The sequence below is a fragment of the Pantoea sp. At-9b genome (assembly GCF_000175935.2).
Classification (GTDB): domain Bacteria; phylum Pseudomonadota; class Gammaproteobacteria; order Enterobacterales; family Enterobacteriaceae; genus Pantoea.
Window position 1 is genome coordinate 96,942 of record NC_014841.1, and the last position, 15,391, is coordinate 112,332.

Genomic DNA, 15,391 nt, shown 5'->3' on the forward strand with positions numbered 1-15,391 from the left:
ACATTTTATGCTTACAGAAAATGGGCTGTTTTTTATCGATTTATGCGGTTTTATTACGGGCTGATAATGACGGGAGGTGAGGATATTATTCGCGGGGTGAAGTCGCCTGTTGGTGAATATAAATCAAACAGGCGTGGCTACCGGGAATAATTATTGTATTGTCAGTTGCGGTCAAACTTGGCCAATACATCTGAGGGAAGGACCACCAGACCGTTTGCAGTTGGGACGGTGCTAACCAGCGCTTGCGCCACGGCGCGTGCCGACACCGGACGGTAAGCGCCGGGCAAGACGGGGGCGAGGAGCCGGGCAATTGGGCTGGCAATTATTTCTCCCATACGCCGTTGTTGTTGCAGGTGTTCCCGTGAACCGAGCAGCAGGGAAGGTTGGGCAATCACCAGCGCGTCGAGGTCCATCGCTTTGAGCGCATCCTCCAGTTCTCCTTTCACCCGGTTATAGAAAACGCCGGATGTGGCATTGGCGGCGGCAGCGCTGACCAATCCCACCCGCCGCGCCCCGGCTGCGTGAGCAACCGCCAGATTGGCCGAGAAATCGACCGCACGAAACGCGGCCTGGCTGCCTGCTACCTTGATGGTGGTGCCGAGTGCCAGATAGACCTCATCCGTCGCGGGCAACGCGGGCAGACGGCTAAAATCCACCGTGTGGACCTGAAGTTTAGGATGGTGGATCGCTAACGGTCGACGGCTCAGCGCATGCACGGCCGAGACAGTCTGATCAGCCAGTAGGGCCTCAAGCATCAGCCCCCCCACCAGACCGGTGGCTCCGGCCAGCAATACGGTTCTTGTGGACATCTTGTATTTCTCCTTTAGCCGCCTGGCTGTTGTTCAACCACACCCTTTATCGTACCGCTTTATGCTGGCAAACGCGCTCTGCTGATCACCCACCAAATAACGGACATTAGCATCGCCGTCGCGGCAATCAATTTCAGACCGCTAATCAGGTTCGCATCACCGGTGTAACTGATCATCAGACCGAATACCGCCACCCCCATCACACCGCCCATCTGCCGTGCGCAGGAGAACAGTGCCGAGGCCGATCCGGCTTCCTGATGTGTCGCCTGCGAAAAGATCAGGTTTGCCACCCCGGGCATTGCCAGGGAGGTTCCGGCACCCAACAACATCATCGGAATAAACAACGCCCAGGTACTCCAGTCCGGTTTAATCAGTAGCAACAGCGCGAACCCGGTAAGGCTCACCAGACTGCCCAGACATGACAGCCAGCGCAGGCGAAAACGTCTGCCCAGCTTGCTGCTGCTGTAATTCACCACGGCGGTAAACAGCATCATTGGCAGGAAGGCCAGACCGGTCTGTAATGCGCTGAGCTTAAGCTCACTCTGGAAAAAAATGCTGAAAATGAACACGGCACCGTAAAAAACCATATTGCAAAGAAAGCCGATGATCACACTGCTGACGATCAATCGATTTTGCAGCACGGATGGCATCACAACCGGATCGGCTGATTTTTTCTCACTCAGAATAAACCACACCAGTGCCGCCAGCCCGACCAACAACGTGGATAACGTCGTCCGGCTTCCCCAGCCAAAATGCGCAGATTCTGTCAGGGCGAAGGTGAGCAGCCCGAGGGCGAGAACAATCAAAACCTGGCTGGCGATGTTTATTTTCCGCTGAAAACGCGGGCTGATCGGCGCAAAGCGTAACGTGAAAAATACGCTCAGCAGGCCCACAGGCACGTTGATCAGGAAAATGCTTTTCCATCCCAGCCACTTAATCAGCACGCCACCGACGACCGGGCCTGCCGCCAGCGCGAAACTACCACATGCTGCCCACATGGCAATGGCCCCGGCGCGCGCGTGGTGGTCGGAAAAATATTGCCGCAATAGCGTCAGTGAGCTGGGGACCAGCAGCGCCGCGCCGACGCCCTGAATGCCGCGTGCGGTGTCGAGCCAATATATCGTCGGTGCAAAAGCGCAACTGAGCGAAGCCCCAATGAAAATCAAAATCCCACAGACGAAAACGTTTCTGACCCCAAAGCGATCGCCAAGGGTGCCGGCACCCAACAGCAACGAGGCAAACAGCAGGGAGTAGGTATTCATCACCCATTCGAGATCGGCGATTCCCGCCTGAAAATGCTGCCGCAGGACTTCCAGGCCCACGTTAACAATACTGACATCCAACTGAACCAGAACAAAACCCAGACATACGGCGGCGGTGAACAGCCGGTCCCGGCCCGTTTTATGTATTTGCATGATAATTCCACAGATAAGCCGACCAAAGCGTTTGGTCACTGAAGCGATGATGGAGGCAGAGAAAACATCAGCTGAACCAGACAGCCCAGCGTCGGGGAAGGATATTACGCTGCGCTGATGGGATTTTTAATAATCAAAAATCCACATTTGCTTTGTGAAAGTCTCATTTTGCGGCTTCAGGTGCGGAAAGTTTATCCCTGAAGGCTGAAAGTCGCTGCAACGGCCCATCCCGCCATGCCGCCCGATGGGCGGAAGGTGCTACGCCATAAACCCGCCGAAAGACGGTGCTGAAGGTACTTTCGGAGGCATACCCCAGACGATATGCCAGATGCTTGATCGGTTCGGTGCTGAGCCGGAGGGCTTTGCTGGCGAGCTGCATTCGCCAGTGGGTGAGGTAATTCAGTGGCGACGTGCCGGTGGTTGCACTGAAGCAGCGAGCAAACCCGGCGCGCGACAGGCCCGCAATAGCGGCCAGCTCCATCAATTGCCAGCTTTTTGCCGGTTCAGCATGGATCGCGGTGACGGCTCGCATAATGCGTGCATCACGCAAGGCTCCCATCCAGCCATGCAATTGCGCTGCCTCAGAAAGTACCCAACTGCGGAACCCTTCAATCATCACCAGATGCATCAGGTGATTGCCTGCCAATGCCGAACCGGGGCGGTTAGACAGGCTTTCATCGTGCAGTCTGCTCATTAGCCAACTGAGCGTGGAGGAGGATTCCGAGTCTGAGTGCAGCGGAATGACCACCGGCAGCACATTAAGCAGTTGTTCCGCAGAGATCGGGTCGATCTCCATTTTTCCTGCCAGCAACAGGCTGTCTTCACCACCGTAATCAGCCAGGCCATTTTTTCTGATGTAAGGCACGCTTTCGGCGGCGACGGGAGACAGCGCCGGGTCTGACGCCATGATAAAGGGTGCCGAGCGCGTGATAATGACCCCATCTCCAGGCAACAGCGCCCGCCAGTTGTCGTCCGCTTCCAGGCGGAACCAGATTTTTCCTTTGCGCACCGCCATAAACTTCATGCCGGAGAAACCCGGATAGCGCATCGACCAGCTTGTCCCGGTGGTCTGCCCGGTGGTGACATAACTTTGTGCTGACAGGAGCTGAAGCACATCAGATAACAGGTCCATGAGATTCTCACAAAATAATATGGCCTATAAGATGCTTAAAAGACTACCTGGCGGCGATGACATCAGCAAGCGCTTTGCCATTGATGATTTTATTTCATAACACCATTAGTGTTTAACGGGTTAATGCTGGGATGGATTTTTGCTAAAAAAGCCGTTGGTCGATGACCCAACAACTCACCGTAGCGATCTGAAGGAGAAAGCGTGAAGCCATTGGCACCCTCTGGGGGCATGTCCCCAGGCCTGACGTTGTTGTTCTCTGTTGCCGGAGGGATGGCGGTAGCTAACCTGTATTGGGTACAGCCGTTATTGCATGACATTGGTCGTGCCTTTCACATCTTGCCGGGCCACGCCGGTTGGTTGGTGACACTGACCCAGATTGGTTATGCAATGGGTGTGTTGTTGATTGTCCCCCTTGGTGATAGCCAGGACCGTCGCCGTTTAATTCCGGGGATGATGGCGATTTCAGCCCTGGCGTTGGTGGTCAGTGCTTTTGCGCCGACCTTTGGATTCCTGCTTGCCGGGTTGTTTTTGGTTGGCCTTACCACGGTGACGGGGCAGCTACTGATTCCGCTGGCGGGTGATCTGGCGGCAGAAAACCAGCGCGGCCGGATTGTCGGCACGGTGGTTTCCGGGGGCCTGACCGGCATCCTTGCTTCTCGTACCGTCAGCGGTTTGGTGGCAGATGCATTCGGCTGGCGGGCTATTTATCTCTTCGCTGCGTTGATGACGCTGCTTCTGGCGGTGATCTTATGGCGTGCTCTGCCAGCTGACCGGCCACGTCAGGCCAGCTCATACCTGCAACTGCTGGCTTCGGTGGTTACGGTGGTGCGCCAGCATCCCAGGGTGCAGGTTACGCTGCTGCTGGGCGCTCTCAGCTTTTCCGTTTTTACCCTGTTCTGGACCGGGATGACGTTCCTGCTCAGCTCGCCACCCTTTGGGTTTAGCGCCAGCCAGATTGGTCTGGTCGGTCTTGTTGGTTTGGCAGGGGCGCTGGCAGCAAGGCGTGCCGGTCGTTTGCATGATCGTGGCTGGTCGGTCGGCGCGACCGGGGCTGCGTTGCTGCTGGTGATGGTTTCACTCATCATTGCCCAGGCCGGTGCAACTTCTCTCATCGCGATACTGGCGGCGGTATTATTGCTGGATGTAGCGATACAGGCGATCAACGTACTGAATCAAACCCGGTTGTTCGCGGTGGACGCGCAGGCCCGCAGTCGTCTGAATACGGCGTTTGTGGTCAGCAATTTTATCGGTGGAGCAATCGGCTCTGCGTTTGCCGGTTCGCTGTGGCAACGTGGTGGTTGGTCAGGCATCACCGTGGGGGAGATGGTATTGACCGCCTGCGCCTTGCTGATATGGCTGACGCAGCGCAAGCGGCTCAGGATATTAAAATAGCGCAGTAACTCACTTATTCAACGTCTTCACTACTCATCTCAGGCAACCATAGAGGTGGCGGGAAACCGGTACGCAAGGGATAAGGCTGTTGCCGGGCCAGTGCCATCTGCTGCGAAACAAGATGTGTCACCTCACGCAGTGATTTATAACAGTCGCGGGTGCGTGTCTTAAAACGCGTTTGTATGGTCGCCATATCGGCATCATTTGCCCATTCATGCATCAAGGGGTCCGCCCGAGGTGCGGTTTGCTGGTTGGCGGTGAGGCGGCTGCTCTCGACAGTCAAAGGGTAGAGCGATTGACCAAAATCACCGGGTGAGCCGGTGCCGAGCAGACAATGACGGATCACCCATGTCGTCATCAATTGTGCCTCTTTGGGGCTAAACGCCTCATTAGGGTAACTATGTAGTTCATCACAGCTATTGTGGATACGATAATGTGCGTGTGCCATGTCATTACACAGGATGGCTGCCACGCGCGGTGGCACGCTATCGATGCGGTTGAGTTGCAGCACCGAACAGGCGTGTTGCCACTTATCGGCTGAGGCTTTCTCGATTGCCGGGGTGTGGAGTGGGGGTAATTTCAGCTGCTCTGCCACTTGTCCCTGCACCACATCGCCAAGCCATTTTCCGATCTCCTCATTTTGCCCCAGCAAAATCATGTTTTTCAGCTGCATCAGGTCAAGGTCAATAATCAACCGTTGTTCCGCACGGCGGATCTCGGTATGAATCAGGCTTTGTCTTTTTGTGCTATTTTCCGCATTCCTGCCTCCACGATTATCCGTAGCCAGGTTTGCTGAGTCGGAAGGTACAAAAAAATTGTGCAGATTTTGCATATCTTCTGCCATATACGCATCGACAACAGCAATCACATCCGGTTTCGGCAGTGTTGAACCTTCAAACCATTTTAGTAATGCAGAGAAGGTGGGCGTTTCTTTATCTCTATTTAAATGAAAAATAGTCTCTTTAGCATAAATTTCGCGCAGTGTTCGCTCGACCAAAGCATCGCAGATGACCTCAGCGGCTGGGTTATTCAGCATATGCTGGCAAAGATGAATAAACTGGGTCAACGCGATGTAAATCGCATAATGCGGGTAGGCAAAAGGTTGATCAAGTCGGGCGAAAGCGACCTGCTTACGTTCCAGATCATTTTTCAGCGCGTGGTAAATGTTGGCTTCGATTTTCCCCTCTTCCAGATGTTCTCTTAATTGCTCCATCATGGTCAGGAAGCTACAGCCATCGTCCAGTAGTCGCAGGGCATAAGGCGTTACAGCATCATACAGACTGTTCCTCAGGGTGCTGATAACCTCCATACGCGCATGAAAATGCATCCCTTTATCGCTTTGGTATTGCCGTCGTCCATAAAGGGCGATGAGCAAAATTTGCTCCCACGCCATTAACCGGGTCAGGTTGATTCTTCTGATAAGCTTCGGGCGTTTTATCCCCAGTGCGCTGAGAAATTGTTGATTACGTTGTTGGTCGTCCATTTGTATATCTCAGTAAGCTATTATGGATACGAAAATTTATATATGGCTAATTTTGCATATCTTTATTGGTTTTTCATTACCAAATTGTAGCGATAATCGTATCTTTACCGTCTTGCGCCTTCAGGTTAGGGTTAGCCGGTCGCCACGTCCTTTTCGTGGCATCCCAAAGACTCTAAAAAGTGAGGTGTGCAATGGATAAATCGACTTCTGGCACCGGCGGCCTGCTGGGGAGACTCAATCTCATCAACGATTTGTGTGACGAATACACAGAAGCCACCGCCTGTGAACTGACGGAGAAAGCCATTAAGCGGCGTTTTCCGCAGGCGCAGGTTACCCCTCAGGATGTCGGCACGACGCTCCGGGTAACCCGCTATTTGAGCGGCGGTGATGTTGATATTGCTGGTGAGGTACAGCGCGGTGAACAACGTGCCAATGAGATGGTGCAGGCATTATTTGGCGAGAAGGGGGTCACCGCAGCCGCGCAGCCGCAACCGGAGCAAGAAAGTTAAGAGATTACATGCTAACCGGACCCGGAACGCTGTAGGCTCAGCGTTCCGGCTTACGCCATGTTATTAACGCTGCGTTTTCTCCAGCACCCGGCAGGTGATCACCGCGCCTGCGGCGCACAGCAGGGCAGGAACAAAATAGTCATGGTTCATATGGGTAAACTCCATTACCAGCGTCACGGCGGTCAGTGGCATTTGCATCGAGGCGGCGAGAAATGCTGCGCCTCCGACCAGCGCAAAGCTGCCAGTGTCTCCACCAGGGAAAAACGGCTGCCAGATCGCGCAAAGTAGCAGGCTTAGCAGTCCGCCGACCGTCAGTCCTGGCGTCAGTAGCCCACCTTCAGCACCACCGCGCAGCACCGCCAGAATCACCACCATTTTCAAACCTAACAGCAACGCCGCATGGTGAAAATTGATGCTGTCGTTCAGCGCCAACTGCATCGGTCCTTTACCGTTACCCGGCAGCTCCGGGAACCAGAGGCTGAGAACGGCAAGTAAGGTGAATGCCAGCAAACAAAACACTGGCATCTGCCAGTTTTCTTTCACCCCGGCGCGTGCGGCACCGGTGGTTTTGCGAAACAACCACGCACCGCAACCCAGTAATGGGCCAGCCACAATGGCCCACGCCAGGAAGTTGTGCGCAAGAGGGCCAGAGGTAAAGTGATATTGTGATTCATTACCCAGCCCGAGCGTCGCGGTCCAGGCGGCGATAGCCGAGGTAATGATCGCGGCCAGCGCTTTTTCCCAACTGAACGACAGCAACAACACTTCCAGGGTGAACAGCGCACCGGCCAGCGGCACGTTATAGACGGCAGCCAGACCGGCTCCGGCACCACAGGCAATCAGAATCCGGGCCTCATCGGTCTCAAGCCCGATACGGCGTGCCATAAAACCGCCCGCCAGCGCACCCATTTCCCGTGGGGCGACTTCACGCCCCAGCGGCGATCCCAGCGCAACGGTCACGATTTGCAGCAGGGCATGCAGGGTGGTGGTGCCAGGCGGCATCGGTGTGGCGTGAGACGAAACGGCGGCTTTGATGGAAACCCGCTTGCGCCCATAACGTCCCAGTAACCACCAACCCCCACCTGCTACCAGACCGCCGGTTACAATCGCGGCCATCCGCCGCAGTCGATCAGAGTCCGTCACCCCCTGTAAAAAGGATTCCGGACTGATAATGCGGTCCATGCTGTAACCAAACGCGAGATGCTGGATGCTGTGCAAAATCATGGCGAGCAACATCCCCGCCACACCCGCGAGAAATCCGGTCATTACCACCGCAATCAGACGAAGCAGCGCATGTTTTGCGCCAACAGGAGGAGTCATTACCAAGCGTCCTTGAAGAAATGAAGACGCAAAGATAACAGGAACTTAGTAAACATTCAGTCTATCAGGACCAATCTGATATGCCTGAATGTGGCATGAAAAAGAGGTGATGTTCAGGGATCGAGGGATTCAGGGATACTGATTTTCTTAAGTTTTATCATAAATCGATTGCCCTCTTTTTTGATTTTGGCACCCCGTTCACACCAGTAATCAGAGAGGGCAAAGAAGTCATCGCTGCTGATATCAAAATCGATGATGACTTCCTTATGTTCACCGCTTAGTAGCTTGTCGTTGACGTCATGAATTGAGGTGGCTGTTACGCTTTTCATTTCATTCCCCGGATTAAGAAATCGGCTTTTAACCCTGCTTTTTTAGCACAGTTTTTTGGCTACTTCGGAAAATTCGGAGTAAACCACGCGAAATGTTAAGCCAGCCCGTGCTCATCCTGATGTTAGCTGCTTCGCGTTACGGTTATTTTTGGTACTGTTCGTCGGTCACTTTTTCCATCCAGTCCACCGGGCTGCCATTCAGTGATTCGGCAATCGCGATATGTGTCATGGCATTATCTGGCGTTGCACCGTGCCAGTGTTTTACCCCTTCCGGAATAAAAACGATATCGCCCTGATTCATCACCACGGTTTCTTCGCCTTCACACTGAATCCAGCCCTGGCCGTGGGTGATAATCAGTGTTTGCCCCAATGGGTGGGTATGCCACGCGGTACGTGCTCCGGGTTCGAAGGTCACGGTTGCGCCCCCGACCCGTGCTGATTCCGTCCCGCTGAAGGGCGCATCGATTCTGACCGTACCGGTGAAATACTCTTCCGGGCCCTGACGTGAGGGGACGGAGCCATTAGCGATAATTTTCAACATGTGATGTTCCTCTATTCGTTGTTCACGAGTGATGCGATCACTGTAGCAAAGGCGGCGTTAAGTGATTAGATAGCCTAATGCGATTGGACCTATGAACATTACTCATGAGTTCTAAGGTGACAGCCAGCCGGTGACGCGGGCTGGCTGCTCGGGGTGATTACACGAGGATGTCGTCGTCCTCATCGTCGCGGGACTTGCCGCCAAAGCGGTTACGTACCACCACAAAAAATACCGGTACAAAATAGATAGCCAACAAGGTTGCCGCCACCATCCCGCCGATGACCCCGGTGCCGACGGCGTTCTGTGCACCAGAACCCGCACCGGAGCTGAGTGCCAGCGGCAGGACACCAAGGATAAACGCCAGTGAGGTCATCAGAATCGGGCGCAGACGCATACGAGCCGCCTCCAGCGTGGCTTCCACCACACCTTTGCCTTCTTTCTCGATCTGGTCTTTGGCGAATTCGACAATCAGGATGGCGTTCTTCGCTGACAGGCCGATGGTGGTCAGCAGGCCAACCACGAAGTAAACATCGTTATTCAGCCCACGCAACAGGGTGGCGACCAGCGCACCAAACACACCCAGTGGCACCACCAGCATCACCGAGAATGGAATCGACCAACTCTCGTACAACGCTGCCAGGCACAGGAACACCACAATCAGTGACAGCGCGTACAGTGCCGGAGCCTGCTCGCCGGTCATGCGTTCCTGGTACGACATACCCGTCCAGTCATAACCGACGCCGGGTGGCAGTTGTTTCGCCAGCTGTTCCATCAGTGCCATCGCTTCGCCCGAGCTTTTACCCGCTGCTGGCTGACCGAGGATTTCCAGTGAAGACAAACCGTTATAACGCTCCAGGCGCGGTGAGCCGTACACCCACTCAGCCGTCGAGAAACTGGCAAAAGGTACCATCTTGCCGTTGCTGGCGCGCACGTACCAATTGTCGAGATCCTTCGGCATCATGCGATAAGGCGCATCGCTCATCACGTAGACCTTCTTCACCCTGCCGTGGTCAACGAAGTCGTTGACATAGCTGCCGCCCCAGGCGCTGCTCAGGGTGGTATTGATGTCGGAGAGATCCACGCCCAACGCCGTGGCTTTTTCCTGGTCAACATTCAGCTTGTATTGTGGGCTATCTTCCATACCGTTCGGGCGCACCGCCACCAGCGTGTCGGGATGCTGACGTGCCAGCTCCAGCAGTTTGTTACGCGCTGCGACCAGTTTGTCATGCCCAAGGCTACCCTGGTCAATTAACTCAAAATCGAAGCCGGTGGCGTTACCCAGCGCAATGATTGGTGGCAGGTTAAAGGCCACGACATTACCGTCCATAATGTTGCTGAACGCCTTCGCGGCACGGCTGACAATGCCGTCTACCTTGTTCTCCTCCCCCGGACGCTGTGACCAGTCCTTCAGGCCGATAAAGGCGATCCCGACGTTTTGACCCCGTCCGGCAAAACCGAAGCCGTTCACCGTCAGTACGTTCTCAACGTTGTTTTTCTCGTTCTTCAGATAGTAATCATTCACCTGATCCAGCACCGCCTGAGTACGTTCCTGCGTCGCACCGGCAGGCAGGATGGCCTGGGTGGCGAGCACGCCCTGGTCTTCCGACGGCAGGAACGAGGTGGGCAGACGCATAAACAACACCGCCATACCCGCGACCAGCACGCCGTAAATCAACAGATAACGTCCACTGCGATGTAACATGCGGGCGACGCTGTTGGTGTAATGATGGGCGCTTTGATCGAATTTGCGGTTAAACCAACCAAACAGCCCACGATGCTGGCCGTGACTGCCGGGTTTGACCGGTTTCAGGATGGTGACGCACAGCGCCGGGGTGAGGATCAGCGCCACCAGCACCGACAGCACCATCGCCGAAACAATGGTGATCGAGAACTGACGATAGATCACGCCGGTACTGCCACCAAAGAACGCCATCGGTACAAACACCGCCGACAACACCAGTGCAATGCCGACCAGCGCGCCCTGGATCTGCCCCATCGATTTACGTGTCGCGGCTTTTGGCTTCAGACCTTCTTCAGCCATCACACGCTCCACGTTCTCCACCACCACGATGGCGTCATCCACCAACAGGCCAATCGCCAGCACCATCCCGAACATCGTCAGCGTGTTGATCGAATAGCCGAAGGCGGCGAGGATGCCGAAGGTGCCAAGCAACACCACCGGCACGGCGATGGTCGGGATCAATGTGGCGCGGAAGCTCTGCAAAAACAGATACATCACCAGGAACACCAGCACGATGGCTTCGAATAACGTTTTCACCACCTCGTGGATCGAGATGCTGATAAACGGCGTGGTGTCGTAGGGATACACCACCTTCAGGCCCTGTGGAAAGTAGGGTTTCAGCTCATCGATTTTCGCGCGGATGGCATTGGCGGTGTCCAGCGCGTTAGCGCCTGCCGCCAGCTGAATGCCTAACGCTGACGCAGGTTTACCATTGATCTTGACGACAAAGTTATAGTTCTCGCCGCCGCGTTCGATACGCGCCACATCATGCAGTCGCACCTGTGAACCATCGCTGTTGACTTTCAGCAGGATGTTACCGAACTCTTCCGGCGAGGTAAGACGGGTCTGGGCAATGATCGAAGCATTCAACTGCTGACCTTTTACCGGCGGCGCGCCACCCAACTGGCCCGCGGCGATCTGCGCATTCTGGGTTTCGATCATGTTCATCACATCGACCGGCGTCAGTTGGTAGTTGTTCAGCTTGTTGGGATCGAGCCAGATGCGCATCGCGTATTGCGAACCAAACAGCGTGGTGTCACCCACGCCATTGATACGGCTGATGGGGTCTTTCAGGTTAGCTGCCACGTAGTCGGCGATGTCTTCCATACTCATGCGGCCGGTGTCATCAACAAAACCCGGCACGAGGAAGAACACGCTGGAGGACTTGCGCACCGTGATGCCTTGCTGCTGCACTTCCTGCGGCAGCAGCGGGGTAGCGAGCTGCAATTTGTTCTGCACCTGCACCTGAGCGATATCCGGGTCAGTGCCGTTTTCAAACGACAGCGTCAGTTGCAGCGTACCGGACGAATCGCTGGTGGAGGACATATACATCAGGCCATCCAGCCCGCTCATGTTCTGCTCAATCACCTGAGTCACGCTGTTCTGCAAGGTGGTGGCATCCGCCCCCGGATAGGTCGCGCGGATTTGCACTGAGGTAGGCGCAACGTCAGGGTACTGTTCCACCGGCAGCTTCAGGATCGATATTCCCCCGGCCAGCATGACGATAATCGCCAGCACCCAGGCAAAGATCGGGCGGTCAATAAAGAATCTGGACATCAGTCAGCGTTTCCTGTGGAGGTAGAGGCAGTAATCGGGGTAACGGTCATACCGGGCTGGGCGCGCTGGACACCGGAGACAATCACACGCTCACCGGATTGCAGACCACCGGTGACGCGCCATTTGTCGCCTGCGGTTTGCGAGACGTTGATGGTGCGGACTTCCACCTTGTTATCACTGCCAACCACCAGCGCCGTGGCGTCACCGCGAGGTGTGCGGGTGACCGCCTGTTGCGGAATCAGCAGGGCGTTGGGGTCGGTGCCTTCATCCAGTCGTGCACGCACAAACATGCCGGGTAGCAGCGCGTGGTCCGGGTTAGGGACAATGGCACGCAGAGTGATAGAGCCGGTGGTCTGATCGACGGTGACATCAGAAAACGCCAGCGTACCGTTATGGGGATAGACCGAGCCATCGCCGAGGATCACGCTGACCAGCGCTTTACCGGCATTCTGGTGCAGGCGACCGGAGGCCAGTTCCTGTTGCAGACGCAGGAAATCCTGACTCGACTGGGTAACATCGACATACAGGGGGTCCAGTTGTTGCACGGTTGCCAGCGCATCGCTTTGCGCATCCTGCACCAGCGCGCCTTCGGTCACCGATGAGCGGCCAATACGCCCACTGATGGGCGAGGTGATGGTGCTCCAGGCGAGGTTGATGCGAGCCGTATCCAGCGCGGCATTGGCGGCATCCACCGCCGCGCGTGTCTGAGCTGCTGTCGCCTGCGCCTGATCATAATCCTGACGGCTGATGTAATGTGTCCCGGTCAGCGAGCGATAGCGATTCAGGGTAACCTGCGCCATGCGCGCGTTGGCTTCTGCTTCATTCACGGCTGCCCGGGCATTGTTGTAGCTGGCGCGGAAGGGGGCCGGATCGATCTGGTACAGCGTCTGACCGGCAACCACGTCACTGCCTTCGGTGAAGGCGCGTTTTAAAATAATGCCGGAAACCTGCGGGCGAACTTCAGCCACACGATAGGCTGAGGTGCGTCCGGGGAGTTCAGTGGACACGGGGAGTGACTGGGTTGTCAGGGTCTGGACCTGCACCTCGGGCGCACTCTGCGCCTGAGCGGCCTGGCCTGTTGAATCATCACATCCTGTTAAATTTAAAATGACGAACGCGCATAGCAAAGCCAGAGGCTTAAGTGCCACGTTATGGGGCATTGTTATTTTCTCCCGGAAACCGGTAATGACGATGAGTTAAACCAGAAACGTTAAATGATGTGTTTTTAAACGCCGCCACGTCGCGGGGGGCACATGGTATTTTCTGGCAAAAGAGCGGGTAAATGACTGCTGGGAGTCGTAACCATATTTAACGGAAATATCAATGACCGTCTCACGACTTTCGATTAAATCATGCGCGGCCATTTCCAGCTTTTTATCCCGAATATAGTTTCCTAAGCTGATATTCATGATGCGCTGGAACATCCTTTGCAGATGCCATTTTGAATAACCGGACCGCTGAGCAACTTCTTCTATCTTAAGGGGGCGGCGAATGTTTTCATCAATCCATGCAATTAAGTCATGGATGATAATTTCGTGTCGATCCATTTCAGCACCTTATTAATCACATTAAGATTAGCGATGAAGAAAGACGAAATAAAGTACAAGCGGAACGGGCAACCAACGCACCAGGGAACAGTATGCGCAACAAGACTAAGAGAATCTGGCAGTGAGCTTGTTCAGGGATATTTCGTCTTCAGAAGGGGCGATTACTTATAAATTTCCGCTACGCCGTAAAGTTTATTTTCTCCGCCTGCGGCGATAATTTTCATCGAGGTGGCACCTTCGGCTTCAGCTTTGTCAGCGAGTTTATTGGTCAGGCCGTCGAGAGAATAAGCACCTGATGCAGAAACCACACCGACTTTTTGTTTGCCCGCGGTGTCATGAATGACATCGACGGCGAAGGCACTGTTAACTGCCAAAAGGCTGGTCAGGACAAGGGCGGAAGCAATTAGTGTTTTCATGGAAACCTCACATTTCATAAAGGGAATAACAAACCACGAAATAAGAGTATCATTACAAGATACATTTTATTAGCGGCTAAAAATTTATAGCCGTTATGAGATGAATTCATCAATCACGCTACAAAAGGTTAAGTTTTGCGTTGAATCATGGCTTAGAACATGATGCCGGTCACAGAGGGTGAGTTTTAGCTGGTCAACTCGTGAGTAACTCACATATATTTCAGTTTATGTATAGCCGTCAAGGCCCGGCCTGACAAAAAATGACATAGGGGCGCATTGATGCTCAGGGAAAATTTTAACGACCTCATCTATCTGGTGATGGTGGCACGCGAGCAGAGTTTTACCCGTGCGGCCGCCAAACTCGGCGTCTCACAATCGGCGTTAAGCCACTCGATTCGCGGACTGGAAGAACGGCTGAATACCCGATTGCTCACCCGGACGACCCGCAGTGTGGCACCGACGGAAGCCGGTGAGCGGTTAATTCAGAATGTCGGGCCGATGATCGCCGATATAGAAAAAGCCTTACTGCAATTGTCCGACGAACAGGGAAAACCCTCCGGCAACATTCGTATCACCGCAGGGGAGCATGCTCTCTCGTCGACGCTCTGGCCATTGTTAAAGCCTTTTTTACAAGCCTACCCTGAAGTCAATGTTGAATTATCGGTGGATAATACGCTGACGGATATTGTCAGTGGACGCTTTGATGCCGGGGTTCGCCTCGGTGAACAAGTCGAAAAAGATATGGTGGCGGTGCGGATCGGCCCGGACTGGCGCATGGTGGTGGTGGCGGCACCGGAATATTTCGCACAACATGGTTTACCTGAAACCCCTTATGAACTGCAGAACCATAATTGCATCAATATGCGGTTGCCCACGCTCGGCGGGATCTACAGCTGGGAGTTTTATAAAGATGGCAAAGAGATTCGGGTGAAAGTGGAAGGTCAGTTGATTTTTAATAACCTTGCTTCGCGGGTTGATGCTGCATTAACCGGGATGGGCGTTGCCTATGTACCGGAAGATTGCGTGCGAAAATATATTGACGAGGGAAAGCTCCAGATTGCGTTGGATGACTGGTGTGCGCCTTTTGCCGGATATTATCTTTACTACCCCAGCCGTAAACAACACACGGCCGCGTTTTCAAAACTGATTGAAGCGGTGCGCTATCAGGCGTAATGCGAAAGGGCAGTGGTTGGCCACTGC

Annotated in this window: 14 protein-coding genes; 3 read left to right on the forward strand and 11 right to left on the reverse strand. The window is 54.5% G+C overall.

Features of this window, described 5'->3' with window-relative positions; translation table 11 throughout:
- Positions 1-161 precede the first annotated feature (161 nt).
- The 3 genes from PAT9B_RS27780 to PAT9B_RS27790 form a co-directional block, all read right to left on the reverse strand.
- A complete protein-coding gene (locus PAT9B_RS27780; protein WP_013512612.1) occupies positions 162-809 on the reverse strand; it encodes an NAD(P)H-binding protein in 648 nt (215 codons plus the stop codon).
- 59 nt (positions 810-868) lie between these two features.
- Positions 869-2,224, reverse strand: coding sequence for an MFS transporter (locus PAT9B_RS27785; protein WP_013512613.1), 1,356 nt, complete (start codon positions 2,222-2,224; stop codon positions 869-871).
- A gap of 163 nt (positions 2,225-2,387) precedes the next feature.
- The gene (locus tag PAT9B_RS27790; protein ID WP_013512614.1) at positions 2,388-3,356 is read right to left on the reverse strand and encodes an AraC family transcriptional regulator; all 969 of its coding nucleotides are present in this window, start codon (positions 3,354-3,356) and stop codon (positions 2,388-2,390) included.
- A 201-nt stretch (positions 3,357-3,557) separates the two neighbouring features.
- Between PAT9B_RS27790 and PAT9B_RS27795 the strand changes: the two genes are divergently transcribed.
- A complete protein-coding gene (locus PAT9B_RS27795) occupies positions 3,558-4,748 on the forward strand; it encodes an MFS transporter (protein WP_013512615.1) in 1,191 nt (396 codons plus the stop codon).
- Positions 4,749-4,761: 13 nt separating this feature from the next.
- Here PAT9B_RS27795 and PAT9B_RS27800 read toward each other — a convergent pair whose 3' ends face one another.
- Positions 4,762-5,964, reverse strand: coding sequence for a hypothetical protein (locus PAT9B_RS27800; protein WP_150105901.1), 1,203 nt, complete (start codon positions 5,962-5,964; stop codon positions 4,762-4,764).
- A gap of 458 nt (positions 5,965-6,422) precedes the next feature.
- Here PAT9B_RS27800 and PAT9B_RS27805 point away from each other — a divergent pair, with 458 nt between their 5' ends.
- Positions 6,423-6,740 (forward strand): hypothetical protein, encoded by a 318-nt coding sequence (locus PAT9B_RS27805; protein WP_013512617.1) that lies wholly within the window; start codon positions 6,423-6,425, stop codon positions 6,738-6,740.
- Between the two features lie 63 nt (positions 6,741-6,803).
- Here the strand turns inward: PAT9B_RS27805 and PAT9B_RS27810 are convergent, their stop codons facing one another.
- From PAT9B_RS27810 to PAT9B_RS27840, 7 genes are all read right to left on the reverse strand, one after another.
- Positions 6,804-8,060: a chloride channel protein gene (locus PAT9B_RS27810; RefSeq protein ID WP_013512618.1), complete on the reverse strand. Its 1,257-nt coding sequence runs from the start codon at positions 8,058-8,060 to the stop codon at positions 6,804-6,806.
- A 113-nt stretch (positions 8,061-8,173) separates the two neighbouring features.
- A complete protein-coding gene (locus PAT9B_RS27815; protein ID WP_013512619.1) occupies positions 8,174-8,389 on the reverse strand; it encodes a hypothetical protein in 216 nt (71 codons plus the stop codon).
- Between the two features lie 142 nt (positions 8,390-8,531).
- On the reverse strand, positions 8,532-8,930 hold the full coding sequence (locus PAT9B_RS27820; RefSeq protein WP_013512620.1) for a cupin domain-containing protein: 399 nt from the start codon (positions 8,928-8,930) through the stop codon (positions 8,532-8,534).
- 157 nt (positions 8,931-9,087) lie between these two features.
- A complete protein-coding gene (locus tag PAT9B_RS27825; protein ID WP_013512621.1) occupies positions 9,088-12,228 on the reverse strand; it encodes an efflux RND transporter permease subunit in 3,141 nt (1,046 codons plus the stop codon).
- Entirely contained in the window at positions 12,228-13,388 is a 1,161-nt protein-coding gene (locus PAT9B_RS27830; RefSeq protein WP_013512622.1) for an efflux RND transporter periplasmic adaptor subunit, read from the reverse strand. Before PAT9B_RS27830 ends, PAT9B_RS27825 begins: the two co-directional genes overlap by 1 nt.
- Positions 13,389-13,424: 36 nt before the next feature.
- The gene (locus PAT9B_RS27835; RefSeq protein WP_013512623.1) at positions 13,425-13,775 is read right to left on the reverse strand and encodes a helix-turn-helix domain-containing protein; all 351 of its coding nucleotides are present in this window, start codon (positions 13,773-13,775) and stop codon (positions 13,425-13,427) included.
- Positions 13,776-13,936: 161 nt separating this feature from the next.
- Positions 13,937-14,191, reverse strand: a complete 255-nt coding sequence (locus PAT9B_RS27840; protein ID WP_013512624.1) for a DUF1471 domain-containing protein — start codon at positions 14,189-14,191, stop codon at positions 13,937-13,939.
- 279 nt (positions 14,192-14,470) lie between these two features.
- Between PAT9B_RS27840 and PAT9B_RS27845 the strand changes: the two genes are divergently transcribed.
- Positions 14,471-15,364, forward strand: a complete 894-nt coding sequence (locus PAT9B_RS27845; RefSeq protein WP_013512625.1) for a LysR family transcriptional regulator — start codon at positions 14,471-14,473, stop codon at positions 15,362-15,364.
- Positions 15,365-15,391 lie beyond the last annotated feature (27 nt).